The sequence below is a fragment of the Carnobacterium pleistocenium FTR1 genome, assembly GCF_000744285.1.
GTDB classification, from domain to species: Bacteria; Bacillota; Bacilli; order Lactobacillales; family Carnobacteriaceae; genus Carnobacterium_B; species Carnobacterium_B pleistocenium.
This window is the reverse complement of sequence record NZ_JQLQ01000002.1, coordinates 1,083,949-1,102,693: the sequence shown is the minus strand read 5'-3', so window position 1 is coordinate 1,102,693 and position 18,745 is coordinate 1,083,949. Positions and strand designations below refer to the sequence as shown.

General features: G+C 38.4%; 16 protein-coding genes. 6 read left to right on the top strand and 10 right to left on the bottom strand.

Going from position 1 to position 18,745, the window contains the following annotated elements; translation table 11 throughout:
• The first annotated feature begins 716 nt into the window (after window positions 1–716).
• From BP17_RS05315 to BP17_RS05300, 4 genes are all read left to right on the top strand, one after another.
• Window positions 717–1,706, top strand: a complete 990-nt coding sequence (locus BP17_RS05315; RefSeq protein ID WP_035052372.1) for a thiamine pyrophosphate-dependent dehydrogenase E1 component subunit alpha — start codon at window positions 717–719, stop codon at window positions 1,704–1,706.
• A 12-nt stretch (window positions 1,707–1,718) separates the two neighbouring features.
• A complete protein-coding gene (locus tag BP17_RS05310) occupies window positions 1,719–2,702 on the top strand; it encodes an alpha-ketoacid dehydrogenase subunit beta (protein ID WP_035052370.1) in 984 nt (327 codons plus the stop codon).
• A 14-nt stretch (window positions 2,703–2,716) separates the two neighbouring features.
• Complete coding sequence (locus BP17_RS05305) at window positions 2,717–4,081, top strand: dihydrolipoamide acetyltransferase family protein (RefSeq protein WP_035052368.1); 1,365 nt, start codon at window positions 2,717–2,719, stop codon at window positions 4,079–4,081.
• A 485-nt stretch (window positions 4,082–4,566) separates the two neighbouring features.
• Complete coding sequence (locus BP17_RS05300; protein WP_035052364.1) at window positions 4,567–5,505, top strand: sugar-binding transcriptional regulator; 939 nt, start codon at window positions 4,567–4,569, stop codon at window positions 5,503–5,505.
• Window positions 5,506–5,663: 158 nt separating this feature from the next.
• Here BP17_RS05300 and BP17_RS05295 read toward each other — a convergent pair whose 3' ends face one another.
• The 6 genes from BP17_RS05295 to BP17_RS05270 all read right to left on the bottom strand — a co-directional run bounded on the left by BP17_RS05295 (window position 5,664) and on the right by BP17_RS05270 (window position 11,436).
• Complete coding sequence (locus BP17_RS05295) at window positions 5,664–6,476, bottom strand: Cof-type HAD-IIB family hydrolase (RefSeq protein WP_035052362.1); 813 nt, start codon at window positions 6,474–6,476, stop codon at window positions 5,664–5,666.
• Between the two features lie 45 nt (window positions 6,477–6,521).
• Window positions 6,522–6,782 (bottom strand): hypothetical protein, encoded by a 261-nt coding sequence (locus BP17_RS05290; RefSeq protein WP_035052360.1) that lies wholly within the window; start codon window positions 6,780–6,782, stop codon window positions 6,522–6,524.
• 173 nt (window positions 6,783–6,955) lie between these two features.
• A complete protein-coding gene (locus BP17_RS05285) occupies window positions 6,956–7,813 on the bottom strand; it encodes a MurR/RpiR family transcriptional regulator (protein WP_035052358.1) in 858 nt (285 codons plus the stop codon).
• Window positions 7,814–7,950: 137 nt separating this feature from the next.
• On the bottom strand, window positions 7,951–9,447 hold the full coding sequence (locus BP17_RS05280) for a PTS transporter subunit EIIC (RefSeq protein ID WP_035052356.1): 1,497 nt from the start codon (window positions 9,445–9,447) through the stop codon (window positions 7,951–7,953).
• Window positions 9,448–9,464: 17 nt separating this feature from the next.
• A complete protein-coding gene (gene murQ, locus BP17_RS05275) occupies window positions 9,465–10,355 on the bottom strand; it encodes an N-acetylmuramic acid 6-phosphate etherase (RefSeq protein ID WP_035052354.1) in 891 nt (296 codons plus the stop codon).
• A 4-nt stretch (window positions 10,356–10,359) separates the two neighbouring features.
• Complete coding sequence (locus BP17_RS05270) at window positions 10,360–11,436, bottom strand: DUF871 domain-containing protein (RefSeq protein ID WP_035052352.1); 1,077 nt, start codon at window positions 11,434–11,436, stop codon at window positions 10,360–10,362.
• A gap of 281 nt (window positions 11,437–11,717) precedes the next feature.
• On the opposite strand from BP17_RS05270, the gene BP17_RS05265 reads away from it, so the two are divergent.
• Window positions 11,718–12,341, top strand: a complete 624-nt coding sequence (locus tag BP17_RS05265) for a histidine phosphatase family protein (protein ID WP_035052351.1) — start codon at window positions 11,718–11,720, stop codon at window positions 12,339–12,341.
• A gap of 427 nt (window positions 12,342–12,768) precedes the next feature.
• Here BP17_RS05265 and BP17_RS05260 read toward each other — a convergent pair whose 3' ends face one another.
• The gene (locus tag BP17_RS05260) at window positions 12,769–13,389 is read right to left on the bottom strand and encodes a VanZ family protein (RefSeq protein ID WP_051910462.1); all 621 of its coding nucleotides are present in this window, start codon (window positions 13,387–13,389) and stop codon (window positions 12,769–12,771) included.
• 335 nt (window positions 13,390–13,724) lie between these two features.
• Here BP17_RS05260 and BP17_RS05255 point away from each other — a divergent pair, with 335 nt between their 5' ends.
• Window positions 13,725–15,242 (top strand): helix-turn-helix domain-containing protein, encoded by a 1,518-nt coding sequence (locus tag BP17_RS05255; RefSeq protein WP_035052349.1) that lies wholly within the window; start codon window positions 13,725–13,727, stop codon window positions 15,240–15,242.
• A gap of 95 nt (window positions 15,243–15,337) precedes the next feature.
• Here BP17_RS05255 and BP17_RS05250 read toward each other — a convergent pair whose 3' ends face one another.
• From BP17_RS05250 to BP17_RS05240, 3 genes are read right to left on the bottom strand one after another with little or no spacing between them, the layout of a single operon-like run.
• Window positions 15,338–16,273: a D-ribose ABC transporter substrate-binding protein gene (locus BP17_RS05250; protein WP_035052347.1), complete on the bottom strand. Its 936-nt coding sequence runs from the start codon at window positions 16,271–16,273 to the stop codon at window positions 15,338–15,340.
• Between the two features lie 14 nt (window positions 16,274–16,287).
• Window positions 16,288–17,259, bottom strand: a complete 972-nt coding sequence (locus BP17_RS05245) for an ABC transporter permease (RefSeq protein ID WP_035052344.1) — start codon at window positions 17,257–17,259, stop codon at window positions 16,288–16,290.
• 1 nt (window position 17,260) lies between these two features.
• Window positions 17,261–18,742: a sugar ABC transporter ATP-binding protein gene (locus BP17_RS05240; RefSeq protein WP_035052342.1), complete on the bottom strand. Its 1,482-nt coding sequence runs from the start codon at window positions 18,740–18,742 to the stop codon at window positions 17,261–17,263.
• Between the last annotated feature and the right edge of the window lie 3 nt (window positions 18,743–18,745).

The window sequence follows — 18,745 nt, the reverse complement described above, 5'->3', positions numbered from 1 at the left end:
GGAGAATTGAAGCAAAACAAGTAACGAGTACAAAGTAATTGCATAAACGAAACAAAGCACACGACTCTCAGTTACCCGAACTAACACTTGTTCCGGCTACTCAAACGCAAATCGAGGTCTCAGTTACTCGAACTAACACTTGTTCCGGCTACTCAAACGCAAATCGGGGTCTCAGTTACTCGAACTAACGCTCGTTGCGGCTACTCAAACGCAAATCGGGGTCTCAGTTACTCGAACTAACGCTCGTTACGGCTACTCAAGTGCAAATCGGGGTCTCAGTTACTCGAATTAAAGCTCGTTACAGCTACTCAAGTGCAAATTGGGCTACTCAAGTGCAAATTGGGGTCTCAGTTACTCGAACTAACGCTCGTTCTGGCTACTCATTCTTAACAAGATAGTTTTAAAACCCGTTCTAGTTTATTCTATGATAAATCCAGAACTAGGATCTTTATGTACGATGATTTAAGTTGCTTCTAATGCTATTACAAAAATTATTGTAGTAGGTGTACTCACAAAACTTAAGATTGATGCAATTTTTATTGCTGCTGATATTAACCTTAAAAGAATTGAAGAAAAAATAATCCAATTATTTTTGATACCAATTACATTTAATAGTTTTCATTTTATTAACATTTGTTCTTGACCGTAACTAATGTTAGATATATACTATTTACATATGATACAGTTATACACAAATGTTAAAGGAGGATTCAACTATGACACAATCAATTGAAAATCATGCGGGCCTAGATGATGAGAAGTTACAGGAAATCTATCAAACAATGTGGACGATCCGTTATTTTGACGAAAAAGTCGATCAATTCTTCGCTAAAGGAATGATTCACGGAACCACACATTTGGCTGTCGGACAAGAAGCATCTGCTGCTGGTAGCGGGGCCGTATTGAAAAAAACAGATTGGATCACTGCAACACATAGAGGTCACGGACATACGATTGCTAAAGGCACAGATGTAAAACCGATGATGGCTGAACTGTTTGGGCGTCAAACGGGTACGAATAAAGGTAAAGGTGGTTCCATGCATATTGCAGAATTAGCAAATGGGAATCTAGGCGCTAATGCTATCGTAGGTGGTGGTTATGCCATCGCTACAGGTGCCGCTTTAACCTCTAAAATGAGAAATGAAGGTAAAGTTGCTTTAGCTTATGCTGGTGACGGTTCAACAAATGAAGGAAGTTTTCATGAATCTTTAAATCTCGCTTCGATCTGGGACTTACCGGTGGTCTTCTTCATTGAAAATAATTTTTATGGTATGAGTGGTCCTGTTGTAGAGATGATGAACATTCCTCATATTTCGGATCGTGCTGCCTCTTATGGAATTCCAGGTATAACTATAAATGGAAACGATATCATTGAAGTGATCAACGCTACTTACGATGCTGTCGAACGTGCACGTCGTGGTGAAGGACCTACTTTAATAGAAGCTTTAACTTATCGTTGGAAAGGCCATTCAAAATCAGATGCTAAAAAATACCGGACGAAAGAAGAAGAAAAAGAATGGAAAACCAACAAAGATCCAATCAAGTTAGCTAGAAAACGGTTTATTGATGCAGGTGTCTTTACTGAAGAAAAAGCTGACGAACTTCAAAACAGTGCGCGTCTATCTATTGAAGAAGCTGTAAAATTTGCCGAAGAAAGTCCCATTACAGATATTAGTGAACTGTATACGGACGTTTACTCAGACTAGGGGGAATTATTAATGCGTGAAATCACTTATTTAGAAGCTATTAGAGAAGCAATGAGCGAACAAATGCGCGAAAATCCAGACGTTTATATTATGGGAGAAGATATCGGAATATATGGTGGTGGATTTGGTGTCACTAGAGGAATGTACGAAGAATTCGGTGGCGAGCGTGTCCGAAATACACCTATTTCTGAAGCGGCCATTTCTGGCGCTGCCATTGGTTCTGCTATTACCGGTATGCGTCCTATTTTCGAATTGCAATTCTCAGATTTTATTACGATTGCCTTAGATAATATTGTCAACCAAGCTGGGAAAATCCGTTATATGTATGGTGGGAAAGCTCAGATTCCCTTAGTGATGCGTACGCCAAGCGGATCTGGAACGGGTGCAGCTGCTCAACACTCGCAAAGCCTAGAAAACATTACTGCTCATATTCCTGGTTTAAAAGTTATCCAGCCTGCTACTGCTTATGATGCAAAAGGATTATTGCACTCAGCCATTGAAGACAATAATCCTGTTATGTTTTACGAGCATAAATTATGCTACAAAACGTCTAGCGATGTCCCTGAAGGAAAATACCTTATCCCGATTGGGGTCGCAGACATTAAGCGTGAAGGAACGGACATCTCCATCGTTGCTACCGGAATTATGGTCCATAAAGCGCTAGAAGCTGCAGAAATTTTAGCCAAGGATGGCATCAACATTGAAGTCGTCGATCCTCGTACCTTGGTGCCACTTGATAAAGAAACGATTATCAAATCAGTCATAAAGACAGGAAAAGCAATCATAGTCACAGAAGCTGTCAAACGTAGCGGCTTCAGTGCTGAATTAGCGAGTGTGATCGCTGAAAGTGAATCATTTGATTTTTTAGATGCTCCTATTATCCGGTTAGCTGGCAAAGAAATCCCGATTCCATACCAACCAGAGTTAGAAAAATTAGCCGTTCCACAAGTCGATGATATTGTCGCAGCTGCTCGCAACATGATGAAAAAAAATTAGGAGGTGAAGAACTAATGGCTCACGAAATATTTATGCCCAAATTAAGCTCTACTATGGCTGAAGGAAGTATAACGGAATGGTACAAAGAAGAAGGAGATCCAGTTGAAATCGGTGAAGCAATCTTTGAAGTCATGACCGATAAAATTGCGATTGAAGTTGAGTCTTATGATGAAGGGATCTTATTGAAAAAATATTTTGATGTAGACGAACCTGTTCCAATCAATCATGTGATTGGATATATTGGTGAAAAAGGTGAAAAAGTTCCAGATGCACCTCCTGGAGAAAGTGGCTCAACAAGCGAAGAAGCTACCCCTCCATCTCCAAAAACAGATCAAACCGATACCCCAAAATTCAACAAAGAAACTGTTAAAGAAGCTGTCACATCTGATAAAGAGAGTTCGCAACGCCCGGATCCTTTAAAATATACTGGAACAGAGGAAATTTCAGAAACTGAACAAGCAAATCTAAGCGAAAAAGTACGTGCTACTCCTGCTGCTAGACACTTAGCGCGTGAACACGATCTTTTATTACATGAAGTAACCGGATCTGGGAGAAAAGGACGAATCCATGTAGAGGATGTAAAAATTTATCTTGAAAGAAAAGAGACAACTCCTGAAGTTACAGTAAATGAAGCACCACCAGAAAATATTCCACCATCAAAACCAGTGACTTCTACTCTTCCTGCTGGAGAAAAAATCATTCCTTGGAAAGGCATACGTAAAGTTATCGCTGATCGCATGACTAAAAGCAAACAAACTATTCCTCACGTTACCTTGAATGCGAATTTTGATGCTCGAGAAATGATTAAACTTCGTCAAGAATTGCTACCGCTTATCGAAAAAACTACAGGTAAAAGAATTTCCTATAATGAGATTATTATCAAAGCGATGACCGTTGCCTTAAAACAACACCCTCGGTTGAATGCTCATACTTTAGATGACGGTATTCATGAATTTAAAGATATGAACATTGGCTTTGCTGTTTCAGTAGCTGAGGGTCTACTCGTTCCAGTCCTAACATTTGCCAATCACAAAGGGTTAGCGGAACTGACTAATGACTTTAAAGAACTTACTGAAAAAGCCCGTACTGGGAAATTAACTTCTGAAGAGATGACTGGTGGTACGATCACTCTTTCCAATCTAGGAAAAAGTCGCGTTGAAAACTTTAATCCAATCATTAACCAACCGGAAGTTGCTATTTTAGGGGTCAGCACACTTACAGAAGTACTTGATCTAAACGAGAGTGGAAATGTCTTTAAAAAGCCTACGATGACTTTAAGTCTTTCTTTTGATCACAGAGCTATCGATGGTGCTCCCGCTGCAGAATTTTTGAATACACTAATTGAAATTCTAGAAGACCCTAGACTGCTTCTTTTATAAACAGAAGCATTTCTATTATAGCCAAGCATCAAAACTTCAAATCTCTTTTTAGAGTTGAATAACTATTCTAAACCATACTTCAAAAGCAGACCCGATGTCTACTTTACGACTACTAATCCTTAAAACTAGTCGTAAAGTAATTCGGGTCTAATTGCTTTGGCTTCAAGTTACTCGAACTAACGCTCATTGTTGCTACTCAAACAGAATAACGACTTTGAGTTACTCGAACTAAAGCTCGTTTAACAAACTTAAATGATAGTCTATTTTGAGTGAATTTTTCTATTTCCTTTTTCGCTCTTAAACCGATTTATTTCCGAAGCAGTCGAGGTGATTGTTATCTTAACAAGATAGTTTTAAAACACGATCTAATTCATTTATCACCACTGAAAATTATAACCCCAATGTTTTATCCTATTCCCTTTTCTTTCTATATTGAAATTATGGTACAATAAACGAATACTGACACTTCTAGGAGTTGAGAAACTGTGAAAAAATGGGAAGATAAGCGGTCTATTTTAAAAATCGCTACCCTATATTATAATGAAGGATTAACACAAGCAGAAATTGCAAAAAAAATGGGGATTTCCAGACCCTTAGTTTCAAAAATTTTACAAGAAGCAAAAAGAACGGGCATAGTCGAAATTTATATTAAAGATGAAGATGCTTACTCCATCGCTCTTGAGATGGAAATTGCCAAAAAATACGACCTGACTGAAGTTATTATTGTGCCTAGTCAAAAAAGTGCTACTGAAGAAATTTCTAAAAAGAATGTTGGCAGGGCTGCTGCTTCTTATCTTACTTCTATTCTTCCAAAAGTAAAAAAAATCGGTATTTCCTGGGGCACAACCTTAGCTGAATTCGTTGATGAAATGCCTTTTCTTCAATACCCTACCGTGACGGTTATTCCTATAATGGGTGGCGTTGGTTACTTGAATGTGCTTTACCATTCTAATCATTTAGCCTTTTTGTTGGCCCAAAAATTGAATACAACCAGTACTTATTTCTATGCTCCAGCTTTAGCAGATACAAAAAAATTAAAAGAAAATTTATTGGAATCGAAGATGATTTCCGTTGCTTTATCAGAAGGCAAAGACGTAGATGTAGCTATTGTTGGCGTTGGTAATCCTGTTCATTCTTCCACTTATCGTGATTTAGGGTATTTTACCAATCGCGATATTAAAGAACTTGAAGAAAAAGGAGCAATAGGTGATGTTGCAGCTACTTTCTTTGATAAAGATGGTCGACCCGTTGATACAGATGTTTCAAGTCGGATGATGGGAATCGAATTGGAAGATTTAAAAAACATTCCTTGTGTCATAGCATTAGCTACGGGCAAAGAAAAAAGCGATAGCTTAAAAGCATTGTTAGCGCAAAAAGTGATAAACGTGTTAGTCATCGATCAAACTGCCGCTGATGAACTTTAAAACTAAAAAAGAGTCACTTGAAGAATAATCTTCAGTGGCTCTTTTTTAGTTTTTTACCGATAGATAAATCTCTGCTAGTTGAATCACTTACTTAGAATTTTTGGCGGAATAAGGTGTGCTTGTAGCCATGTGAAGTATTCAATGCGAATTACAAAGCATTAACGCTTCAGCGCCCATTCATAAATGGCATGTGCAACACCATCTTCTTGATTTGATTTAGTTACGTGCGTCGCTGTGTCTATAATTGAATCTACTGCATTTCCCATAGCTATACTTGTACCCGCAACCTTCATCATATCTAAATCATTTTCTCCATCACCAATAGCCATTACTTCATCCATAGAAAAGCCCAATTTTTCAGCTAAACCAGTTAACGCTTCACCTTTATTAGCTTTTTGAGGCAACAATTCTAAAACGTATGACAAGCTTCTGATCGGATAAAAATTCTCAGCGATAAAAGAGGGCAAAGACGCAGCTAATCGATCGAGTTCAGCTTCTTTTGCTACATACATAGCCTTAAAAATTTTCATTTCTTTAGGAATTTCGTTGATTGGCATGTGTTTAGCTTCCATGCCTAATAATTTAACATCGAAATGCAACATTTCAGTTGGATCACCTATGTAATAGTAATTTTTTTCATCGAAATAGGTGAAATTCATTTCGAATGATTCAATCAGTTTTCCAGCCGCTTCCAATTGCTTATGGTCCAATTCATGTGAATACACAATCTCCCAAGTCGTTGTTTTTTGAACAACCGTACCATTTAGTGAAATAACATAGTCTTCTTCATCTTGAGGCATATCTAAGTCTTGCAAGTAATCGTAAACGGCTTGTACCGGTCTACCCGTGCATAAAACAATTTTGATTCCTGCATTACTTGCTTCTTTGATGGCTTTTTTCACTTTATCGGTCACCAGGTGATGTTCATTTAATAATGTGCCATCCATATCGATTGCGATTAACTTGATCAATTTTATTCTCCTCCAATTAACGATTCCATATTAACAAATGCTTTTTTAGTGGTATTCTGCGTACTCATAGTCTACACCCTTCAACGTTTGTTTGACCCATTGATTATGAGTCACTTCTTGTTTAGACTCTGATACATTTTCAATTGATTTTTCAATAGCTAAGCAAGCTCGATAAAAATGCTCAGCATCTTCTTGAACTTTAAATTGAAATTCTTGAGCAAGCTCTTTTGAGTTTGCATAGTGCAGAACGACTTCTTTTTCATTTATATAAACACTAAAATAAGTAGAAATGATTCTTTTTTTCACTATAAGTCAACTCCTAGACTGCCTTAACTACCAGACAAATGATTTATCTTATTATACCACTCATTCAGTGAAATCAGTAGGATTGTTCCACGATTTAGGTCAAATGAAACAAGAAACAGAATGGAAATCCGGCTATAGTCAGCTGATTTCCACTCTATTTTCTTTCATTTTTTTTAATTAAAATTCTGATTGTAGCGTTGAATAGCCGCCTTTGATTTTTCTAAATTTGTGACGGTCAACTCAAAATGTTTAGAGGCATAGCTGTAAAATAAAATATCGACAGCATACATTTGAGTCAACAATGAAATCGTGGCTCCGCTTCTTAAAGGAGCTTCATGAGCAAAAGCCGTTTTTAAAGGAAGATCAGCTTCAAGACTCAAGGCATTCTCTGTATTACTTGTGAGTGACACTGTTTTCAGTCCCAACTCTTTTGCAATCCTCATTAATGCCAAGACTTCTCTCTTTTCCCCACTATTTGAAATACCAAAAAATACTGCATCCTTAGAAGCGACTGCCATTGAAGTGACTAACAAGTGTTGATCAAGGGAACAAACCGCTATTTTCCCCGTGCGGCTAAATTTTTGTTGGATATCTGAAGCCACAATGTGTGAGGCACCTAAACCGTACAAATAAATCACCGAACTTTGATATAACAGTTCTGTAACGCGCTCGATTTGTTCTGTGTTCAACACATTATTGGTTTCTCTAAACAAATGATTGGTATTGATCAGCAACTTTTTTTTCACCTGTTCTAAACTTTCGTCTGATAGAATATCTGTGTATAAGTTATCTTTGATCCCCTGCGAATCGGCAGATAATTGCAGCTTCAACTCGGTAAAGCCCTTTATGCCGATCGACCGGCAAAAGCGAATCACAGCAGCTGAACTGGACCCTGCTTCAGTTGCCAGCTCTGTCGCACTCATTTGGATAATCCTCACTGGATTTTTTAAAATCGTTTCGGCAATTTTTTTTTCTGATTGCGGCAAAGCAATCATTTTTTCTCTAATGGTCAACAAGACATTATTTTGCATAAACTGCAACCTCCATATTTATTGAAAAACGCAATTTTATTTCATTTTGAGCTGAAAAAAGACATGCAAATCATTAGACTCACATGTCTTTTTCAAACGCTATTGCTATAGTATTAGTTTACAGTTTATAAATCCAATTAGCCAACAATACTTTCTGATGCGAATTCTTCTTCCTCATCATACGTTACTAATTCTGTTGGTTCCATAGCTGATTTAGGAACGCCAAAGAAGTAAGTTGCTGCGAATCCACCAGCATAAGCTGCTAATAATCCAACAACGTAGCCCCACCATTGACCATTTGCAATCAACGGAATCAAGGCAACTCCACTTGGTCCGATCGCAGTTGCACCGATGCCACCAAATAATCCAATAACAGCTCCGCCAATACCGCCACCGATACATGCCGTAATGAACGGACGACCTAAAGGCAAGGTGACAGCATAAATCAATGGTTCGCCAATGCCTAAAATACCAACTGGCAAGGATCCTTTGATCATATTTGTTAATTGTTTGTTTTTACGACATTTTACCCAAAGAGCGATTGAAGCCCCCACTTGACCAGCACCAGCCATTGCTAAAATGGGCAATAACAGTGTCATCCCTTGAGAAGCAATCATTTCGATATGGATCGGTGTTAAAATTTGGTGTAAACCAAACATAACCATTGGTAAGAACAAGGCCCCTAAAACAAATCCAGCAAAAGCTCCTCCCACATTTAAGACCCAGGTGATGGCTCCAACTAAACTAGTTGATACAGCCCCTGCGATCGGCATGATCAAGAAGATCGTGACTAATCCGATTGCTAACAGAGAGATTGTCGGTGTTACAATAATATCGATTGAATCTGGAATAACTTTACGCAAGTTTTTTTCTACTACTGACAAGAGGTAAACAGCCAAGATAACGCCGATAATCCCGCCTTGTCCAGCAACCATTGGAGCACCAGTGAAGATATTGGTCAGTGGTGCTTCAACATTCATTCCTGGAAGGTAAATAATCCCAGCAACGACCCCACCAAGACCTTCTGTCGCGCCAAATACTTTGGCTGCATTGATCCCTACATAGACATTCAAGTATAAGAATAAGCCGTTTTTAATGATGTTCAATACAACAATACTATTCTCCCAGTTTGCGCCACTAATTTGTTCAGCAATTAACATATTCCCAAAAATAGATGCGATCCCACCGATAATCCCAGCTCCTACAAATGCAGGAATCAAGGGAACGAAGATGTTCGCGATATCTTTTAAGACACGCTTGAATGGCGTATTGTTTTTCTTTTTTAATTCAGCTTTGTTTGCATTAGCTTTTTTTTCGGCTTCCGAACGGCCAGATACTGGTGTAGTTGATTTGCCAGCCGGAATCTTGTCGCCTAAACGAACACCCGCCATTTCAACCATTTGATTCGCTACTTTATTTACCGTACCCGGTCCAACAACGACTTGCAAAGTATCATCTTCCACAACACCCATCACGCCGTCAATTTTCTTCAGTCCTGCTAAGTTCACTTTAGCATTGTCTTTGATGTCCATCCGAACACGTGTCATACAGTGAATAACAGAGTCGACGTTCCCCATCCCACCAACTTGTTCATAAACCTGTCTAGCTATACGCTGCTCTTTAGTTTCGGCCATTTTTTTCTCCTCCTATTTTAGGCTAAGGTTTCGCGAATAAACCCTTTAGCTGCTGTTAATTTTTGTGCTGCTGTCGTTTTATCTGAATCCGTTAAAATCATCACGATGGCTAATTTCACTTGCTGATCAGCTGCTTCAAATATTTCACTAGCTTTTTCATACGTACATTCTGTCGCTTGCATAATAATGCGTTTTGACCGTTCTTCTAATTTTTTATTAGACGGTTTCACGTCTACCATTAAGTTTTGGTAAACTTTGCCTGAACCGATCATTGCACCCGTTGACAACATATTTAAAATTAGTTTCTGAGCAGTGCCCGCTTTTAAGCGAGTAGAACCCGTCAGCACTTCTGGACCAGCATCTACTTCGATCGGCATTTGCGCAAATTGGCTGATTTCAGCTTGCTTGTTGCATGAAATCGTCGCGGTTTTTGCTCCGACACGAGTCGCATAGTCTAACCCACCGATAACATAGGGTGTACGGCCGCTTGCGGCAATACCGACAACGACATCTTTATCGCTCAACTGGATCGCTGCTAGATCTTCTGCACCCAGCGTTTTTGAATCTTCCGCGCCTTCAACAGCCACTGTCATGGCTTTCATTCCACCAGCAATCAATCCTTGGACCATACTTGGATCCACACTAAACGTTGGCACACATTCAGCTGCATCTAAAACACCTAATCGTCCACTTGTTCCAGCACCCATATAGATCAAGCGTCCGCCTTTGCTAAAGGCTTCAATAATAACTTCAACTACTTTTGTGATCATTGGCACTGCTTCTTCCACAGCTAAAGCCACTTTTTGGTCTTCTTGATTCATCAAAGTTATGACTTCACTTGTCGAAAGCTCGTCTAAGTTCATGGTTTGACTGTTTCTCGTCTCAGTCGTTAATTTAGCTAAATTCATTTCGTTAACCTCTTTCGTTGTTCTGTATCGGTTGAAGTTCAAATAGTTGTCCTGCTTTGCACCAGTCTATTAATGAAAGGTCCTCTGGGATAACATGCGCTACAATATTTACCTTTTCATCTTTAAACAGCGGTCGCTTGACTAGTTGAATTTCGCCCATATATCGCCCGTATAACTTGTTGTCTAGTGTAATGCTTCCTTGTACACGATCATTCGTGTGTTGTGGTTCAATTGTCGAAATGGTTTTGAATCGTGCATCGGCACTTCGGATGACATCTCTTGCTGCATCCCACCGATTTTGGTGGTTTCCAACAACGGCAGCTAGATAGTTTGTTTCTGGAACTTCTTCAATTGAAAATAAGAGCGTTTGTTTTTTGATATAATAAAAAAATTGCTGTTTTGTTCGATCATCAATGGTTGGATCTCCAATATAAACAGCATCAACTGCACAGTCTTCTAACAACTCGATCGTACTGGCCAATGGATGTAGTCCGCGGTGCTTTTCCAACGTTGGCAATCGAGAAAATAAAGGACCTCTTAAAGTTTCATTTCCGGGAACAAAAGCCATTACCTTGAATCCTAGTGCTTTCAGCCACTGATTTTTACGGCTAAACGATTCTTTTTCTAAACCTGTTTCTGGCCGCGGATAGTAATTGTGCCACGCTTCCATTTGATCGAAGTTTGCATGAAATTGCTGCAACTCTTCTACATCTTCTTGCGTAATCGTACTCGCATTGAACGCCACCATCATCGATTGGCTGACTTGAGCGCTGATTTGGTTTGTGATGCCATAATCCATTCTTAAACCAGTGATCCCAATAGCCAGCATTTCTTCAGGTCGCTCAAATGAAAAACCAATTTTCCGCAAAGCTTCTCCTGAACTATCAACCACTAGTTGCATGCCCAATTCCTTGGTCCATTCCCCTAGCGTCTTTAAACGTTTCACATATTGAGATGCGTCTTCTTCTGGGATATGCACGGAAGTAAACACACCTTCAAAACCACTGTCTTTCATTGCTTGCAGATAAGCTTTTGTCTCAATCGTTAACGCCTCGCCCAGAAAGACAGATACTCCAAACATAGCACCCCTCCTTTGAAATCGTTTTATTTACTGAACTAATCATAACATGTTGAAATATAATTTCAATACCTTTTCTTTATTTTTATAAAATTAGACCACCTAGCACTAAAACATCCTTTAGCCCATATGATATCTAATTAAATAAATGTATACCTTTACATTTAAATTCTATTTCATAGGTTTTTTTTTAATTTATGCTTAAATTATTGTTTTTATCCTTTCTTTTTTTAGTAACTTGTTTATGTTAAACTGAAATTATATTTCAATATAGGAGGACGATTATGCAACGACTATTTTTTATCCGTCATGGAATGACCGAATACAATTTAGCGGCTCGGATCCAGGGTGGGAGTATTGATTCTCCCTTATTGCCGCAAAGTTTAGAAGATGCTAAGAAAACGGGCCAGCACCTTAAAGATTATGGATTTGAACATATTTTCGCTAGCCCTCAGGAACGGGCGGCCGAAACTGCTCGTCTGATCACTTCACAATTTGATCAAGATTTCACTATGCATTACCTAGATGATCTCAAGGAATTTGGCTATGGTTCACGGGAAGGAACGTTTACGACTCAATGGCATGAAACATCACCTGACACTTTTTATAATTTGCGTAATCGGCCAGATTTGTATGACCCTAGTGACTTTAATGGAGAAACGTATCCAGCGTTGATTGCTAGAGGAAGCGAAGCGATCCATCAAGCTATTGAACAATTTCCTGATACTGATTTATTGTTTGTTGGACACAGCATCATCTGGACAATGACACTTTTGTCACTGATTGGAATGGATCTGAAAGATCTTCGTTCTCAAGAACCGCTGGCAAATACGAGTATTTCTGAACTCGGTTACGCTGATGGGAAATTCACCTTGACTACTTGGAACCAGATCGGTCATTTGCAATAAATGATTGGCAGCGGACTAGCTGAGAATAAGCCAAAGGGTCTGTTATCAGAAAACTGATGAACGGACCCTTTTTTTCTATACATATTGATTGTTTGAAAAATGGTGTTGGTCTTTTAAAAGAAATTTCTGCTGGAATAACAGATTTGCTTGTGGAGAGCCACGGAAGCGCCTGAAGCCTTTGGTCTTCCAGGCTTTCAAGCCTCAAACAAAGCTTAATCGCTTAAGCGTTAATGCTTTATAATTCGCATTGAATTCTTTACATGGCTACAAGCAACTCCTATTCCGCCTGAAATTTCAAGTGAGTGATCCAACTGATCTATTAACATCAAAAAATTTTAGTTTGTTATACCACTATTTTTATCAGACAACGTAAAAAAAGAAGCTATGCGGTTTTTGCATAGCTTCTTTCTTGCGGTCGATTCATCTTTCAATTTGTTTCTAGTAGTTTATTTTTTGCTCTCAACGACAAAAATTTGACTGCTAAGATGTGTAAAGATATCCCTAACCCCGCACCCCAGCTGTCAATCACCACATCGCTTAATTGGCCGCCTCTTCCCGGTACCAATAATTGATGAGCTTCATCTGAAATAGCATACACGATACAAATCAGCAAGCCAATCCCGATTGCTTTAACTCCCTTGATACCCGTGCTGGTCAAAGCGTATTTTACTAGCCCACCTAAAATGAGATAGATAAAAAAATGAGCATTTTTTCGAATAAAGTGATGCAAGTCTGTCGGAACGAGCGCTTGACGTACTCCAATAGACCAGTTATAGAGCAGATAAGCTACGATAAGAACTAAGATGAGTTCTTTTGCCCCAATGGTCATGCCACGTTTTTTCAATTTTATGATCACAACTCCAGCTAAACCGATCGTGATGATTACTTGTCCAATTTTAATCGCTTGGATACTGATTCCTAAAACAGTATAGCTCAAATTCCAAGACTGTTGTTGGAGCTGCTGAGAAAAATAAAAAATCAAACCCATCCATAATACTACCAGTATCCAAGGCCACCCTCTTGCCAATCTATTCTTCTCTACTTTCATTTCACACTTCCCTTATATCCATTCATTGATTCAATCTTTTTCGCTACTTGGTCTGATTTTTCTAGTATACCTTTAAGCAACTGGCACTTCAAATAAAACTCATTTATTTCAACCCATTTGATTACCCTTCATTCAACGCTAGAATACCTTCTTTGTAAGGACAATGAGGCGCTAGAACAATATATAAACCACTTTCAAAAACATTTGTTTTTCTATATCTTTTTTTCGATTTAATCGGTAAAATAAGGATAATAAATTTGATAACCGAATTTGCGTAATTAGTTAGCTTTTTTACTTATTAGTTATTAAAATCCTTAAAGAAAAGAGGAATATTGATGCGTGATGTATTAGAGGCAAATGAGCGCAGAAGATTAGAAGTTATCGAATACCTTTATACAAGTAATAGATGGTTGACCCTAAGAGAAATTGCTCAAAATATAGCTAGTTCCGAACGAATTTTAAAACAAGACATGACTCTACTGCGTGAACAATTTTCTAGAGAAGTTTTACAAACATCTCATCGTGGCATTAGATTGGTCTTGCCTTCAAACAAAGATATTGATGACATTTATCGTCATATTTTAAAAAATAGTCTAGCCTTTAATTTTATTGAACAATTAATTTATGATGAAACAAAAACAGTTGCTAAACTAGCAGAAGAATTATTTGTCAGTCAATCCACATTGACCCGGTTAATAAAAAAAATCAATGTTTCATTAAAAAAATCCTATTGTGTACAAGTACAGACAAAACCTTGCAAAATGATCAGTGAAAGCGAAGAAAACATTCGCTATTTTTATATCAGCTACTTTTCTGAACGGTACAGTAATTTTGATTGGCCTTATAAAACAATTGATCAAAGTTTTTTTGAACAATTATTACTATTTTTAGCAAATGCGTTAGATTTCCCTTTAGATTTTGCCGATTTTAAACGGTTAAAAAATTGGACAGCTATTCCTTATTTACGTATTCAACAAGGACATTACGTCACTATCAAATCTGACCGCTACTCAAACATGGTTCCAGATTTTACTAATTTTCAGCATTTAGCACGGGCAATTAAAAAAAGGACTGGTGATACGTTAAATGTTGCTTTTATTGAACAACTCTTTTCCATCTTTATCAATAATGACTTTGCACTAAGCTATGATTTCTTAATTGAAGCGGCAAAAAATGATCCAGTCATTAATGAAAAGGTCTCTTATCATGCTACATTGCTCGATTATCTATCTGATCAGGTACAAATCTCTATACCAAATCGCAATCATTTGATAAAAGAGATGTACAATATCTCGCATTTTGCATTTAAAACCAAGCAAGGTGACTATCCGCTTCCGTTTATTTTATTTGATCCAAAAAAACAATTCATCCAATCGATGGAAGAATTGTTTCCTCATTTTATAACTGCTGCTTTTACAACTTTAGACATGTATGAACAGAAAATGCATGAAACCTATAGCGAATCTGCCCGCTATGAAATCATCTACACCCTGCTCATTCATTGGGATCACTTATTACCCGATCTCTATAACCAAAAAGGAAAATTCCACTTATTGATTATAAGCGATCTTGATTTTGAACATGCTAGAATGATTCAATACTTATTGCATCACTATTTTAAACAAGAAATCACAACTGAAATTTATATGAAACCAACTGTTTCAATCGAACAAATCAAAAAACAGCCACATGATTTTTTGGTTACCACTTTCTCATTGGAAACAGAAAATTTGGCTCTTGCAGAAAATAGTATCTGTATTCAAAATATTCCAACTAAACAAAATATATCCAGTATTCGTCAAGCTATTGAAGAACATTATAAATTGAGAGAAACCGCTTTGAAATTTCTTTAAAAAATCCATTTAATTCTAAAAGACAACTTGCAGTAAAAAATACTAAAAAAAATAATCTTGAGGTCATATTCCCTCAAGATTATTTTTTATGTTTATTATTCGCCTTTAACTAATTCTAATGGTGATGCAATGTATTCTTCAATTGTTTCGCCAGCAAAGTAATCAAAAGCTGCTTGCATTGCTAATTTACCCATTTCGCTAGGTTGTTGAGCAACCGTTGCGCTTAGTGTTCCTGCTTCAACCGCTTTGATTCCGTCTTCTGTTCCATCAAAACCGACAACTTGGATCTCACCTGTTTTTCCTGCTGATTGAATAGCTTGGATCGCTCCTAAAGCCATTTCATCATTTTGGGCAAAAACCGCTTGGATATCTGGGTTTGATTGCAACATATTTTCCATAACCGTTAATCCTTCTGCACGGTCAAAGTTAGCTGTTTGGCTGTCCACTACATTTAATGATGCTTCTGCTATATTCGTGAACCCTTCGCCACGTTCTCTTGTAGCTGATGCTCCTGGGACTCCTTCTAATTGAACCGTATTTGCATCTGCTCCTGAAATTTCTTCGATATATTCAGCGGCCATTTCTCCACCTTCAATATTATCTGAAGCTACCAATGTTACCACTTGTCCGCCATCACTTGAACGATCGATCGTAATAACCGGAATTCCGGCTGCATTTGCTGATTCAACAGCTGGTGTGATAGCCGATGAATCTACTGGGTTGATCAGTAAAATATCTACCCCTTGTTGGATCAAATCATCTATGTCATTTGTTTGTTTAGCCGTATCATCTTGCGCGTCGACACTTTTGACCGATGTGCCTTGTTCATCTGCTAAATCGGTAATGCCTTCTTCAAGAGAAACGAAAAACGGATTATTCAATGTCGAGATTGAAACACCGACCACTAATTCTGCCGTATCTTTTTCTTCAACTGGGCCACTCTCCGTTGCATTTTCGCCTTCTAAAGTTGCTGCTCCGCATCCTGCAATAAATAACGCTGCTGCTGTTGCTAATCCAATGATTTTTTTCATAAGTGTAATTCCTCCTATTTTTTGTTTTTTCTGTCTAATAATACAGCGATGATGATAACAATACCCTTAACAACTTGTTGATAGAAACTTGAAATACCTAATAAGTTCATTCCATTGTTCAATGTCCCGATGATCAATGCCCCAATCAAAGTTCCAACTAATCTTCCACGTCCGCCTGATAAACTGGTTCCACCTAATACCACAGAAGCAATCGCGTCCATTTCATAAGACGTACCAGCAGTTGGTTGTGCAGAATCCAATCGAGAAGTAATAATGATTCCGGCTAAAGAAGCCATCAAACCAGAAATAGCATAGATTCCTGTTTTAATTCGGTCGTTTTTGATCCCCGCAATAAATGCTGCTTTTTCATTTCCCCCTATCGCAAATGTTTTTCTACCAAAAGTCATTTTGTGTAACAGGATATACAATAAGATAAAACTAATGATCATCAATACAACTGGGAATGGGATACCGAATAAATAGCCGCGTCCGACAAATTTGAAAATAAAACTGTCGCCAATCCCTGTGATTGGATTTCCATTCGTATAAACCAATGTCAATCCACGGTAAATCGTCATTGTTGCAAGTGTTGCAATAAACGGTGCCATCCTGCCTTTAGTGATCAACAAACCATTGACCGCTCCAAAAGCTGTTCCGGCAAATAAACTTAGTACCATAGCCAGTATCGGATCCAAACCAGAGGCAATTGCACCTGCCATCAACGCACTGCTTAAAGCTAAGGTTGACCCAACGGATAAATCGATCCCCCCGGTGATAATAACGAAAGTCATCCCGAAAGCGATTAGTGCATTTGTTGATACTTGTCGCAATAGATTCAATAAATTATTCGGTGAGATAAAACCTGGATTGACGACTGTGACCAAAATGACTAAGACGATCAGTGCAAGCAATGGACCAAGCTTTCCCATAAAGTCTTTCGAGCTTATTTTCTTCTTTTTCGTTTCTACTGTATCTGTTTGTATCATCTTAGTACCCTCCTGTTGCGAGTTTCATTATTTTTTCTTCGGTTGCTGCTGCTTTAGCGAGTTCACCTGCGACATGACCTTCATGAACCACGATCACGCGGTCGCTGACTCCTAAAATCTCAGGTAAATCACTGGATACCATGATGATAGCCACACCCCTATCGGCTAACTCATTCATCAGTTGATAGATTTCACGCTTGGCTCCAACGTCTACTCCTCGTGTTGGTTCGTCGAGAATCAACACTTTTGAGCCGATTCCGATCCATTTAGCTAACACGACTTTTTGCTGATTTCCACCTGACAAACTTGATACACTATCAAATTGGTCTTCGGCTTTCACATGCAACCGTTCCATCAATAATTTGGCAAAATCGGATTCAGCATGTGTATCGATCAGTCCTTTTTTACTAAAACCATCAATCGACGGTAAGCTGATATTATCTCGAATGGAGTAATCGAGTATCAAACCTTCTTCTTTACGGTTTTCAGTCAAGAAACCGATGCCCTGTGCAATAGCCATACTTGGATTCTTGATGATTATCTTTTCCCCTTCAAGGTAAATTTCCCCTTGATCCAATTCATCGATCCCGAATAGGCTGCGCATGATTTCGGTTCTTCCTGCTCCCATCAAACCGGAGAATCCAACAATTTCACCGGATTTGACCGTGAAAGAAATGTTTTCAAAGCGATTCTCTTTCGTCAGCCCTTTTGTTTCAAAGACAACCTTACCAATTTTTGAGTGTTTCTTTGGGTAATAATCTTCCAAGTCACGCCCAACCATTTTACGCACCACTTCATCATTCGTGGTTTCTTTTGTCAACGAAGTGTCGATCGATACCCCGTCTCGCATGACGGTGATCCGGTCGCTGATTTTAAAAATTTCTTCCATCCGATGAGAGATATAAATAATAGCAACATTCTTTGTTTTCAACGTATAGATGATTTTAAACAGCATCTCGATTTCTCTTTCCGTCAAAGCCGCTGTTGGCTCGTCCATGATGATCACTTGAGCGTTAGTCATCAAAGATTTGGCGATTTCAATCATTTGCTGTTGACCTACAGATAATTGTTTAACGTCTTGATCCAACTCGATATGGACACCTAAATCAGCAAATGTCTTTTCTGCTAACGTTCTCATTTCTTTGGTTTTGACCCAACCCATTTTATTTTTAAGTTCTTTCCCAATAAACAAATTTTCCAACACCGTCATTTCTGGCCAGGTATTCATTTCTTGATGAATAAAACTTACCCCATGTTCTTCTGCTTCCTTTGGATTATCAAAACGTTTCTTTTCGCCGTTAATAACAATTTCGCCCGCGTCTGCTTTATGCATTCCGGTCAAGATATTCATTAGCGTTGATTTTCCAGCACCATTTTCACCCATTAAGGCATGAACTTCTCCAGCTTGGATATCAAAGTCGACTCCTCTAAGGACCGAATTGCTGCCAAAGCTCTTTCTAATGCCCGTCATTTTCACTTCCATTTG

Excerpts from the sequence above, each read along its gene's own strand:
- BP17_RS05280 (WP_035052356.1), bottom strand. The coding sequence starts at position 9,447 with ATGGCCGAAACTAAAGAGCAGCGTATAGCTAGACAGGTTTATGAACAA.
- BP17_RS05310 (WP_035052370.1), top strand. The coding sequence starts at position 1,719 with ATGCGTGAAATCACTTATTTAGAAGCTATTAGAGAAGCAATGAGCGAA.
- BP17_RS05265 (WP_035052351.1), top strand. The coding sequence starts at position 11,718 with ATGCAACGACTATTTTTTATCCGTCATGGAATGACCGAATACAATTTA.
- BP17_RS05240 (WP_035052342.1), bottom strand. The coding sequence starts at position 18,742 with ATGGAAGTGAAAATGACGGGCATTAGAAAGAGCTTTGGCAGCAATTCG.
- BP17_RS05260 (WP_051910462.1), bottom strand. The coding sequence starts at position 13,389 with ATGAAAGTAGAGAAGAATAGATTGGCAAGAGGGTGGCCTTGGATACTG.
- murQ (WP_035052354.1), bottom strand. The coding sequence starts at position 10,355 with ATGAATTTAGCTAAATTAACGACTGAGACGAGAAACAGTCAAACCATG.
- BP17_RS05285 (WP_035052358.1), bottom strand. The coding sequence starts at position 7,813 with ATGCAAAATAATGTCTTGTTGACCATTAGAGAAAAAATGATTGCTTTG.
- BP17_RS05305 (WP_035052368.1), top strand. The coding sequence starts at position 2,717 with ATGGCTCACGAAATATTTATGCCCAAATTAAGCTCTACTATGGCTGAA.
- BP17_RS05255 (WP_035052349.1), top strand. The coding sequence starts at position 13,725 with ATGCGTGATGTATTAGAGGCAAATGAGCGCAGAAGATTAGAAGTTATC.
- BP17_RS05250 (WP_035052347.1), bottom strand. The coding sequence starts at position 16,273 with ATGAAAAAAATCATTGGATTAGCAACAGCAGCAGCGTTATTTATTGCA.
- BP17_RS05315 (WP_035052372.1), top strand. The coding sequence starts at position 717 with ATGACACAATCAATTGAAAATCATGCGGGCCTAGATGATGAGAAGTTA.
- BP17_RS05270 (WP_035052352.1), bottom strand. The coding sequence starts at position 11,436 with ATGTTTGGAGTATCTGTCTTTCTGGGCGAGGCGTTAACGATTGAGACA.
- BP17_RS05245 (WP_035052344.1), bottom strand. The coding sequence starts at position 17,259 with ATGATACAAACAGATACAGTAGAAACGAAAAAGAAGAAAATAAGCTCG.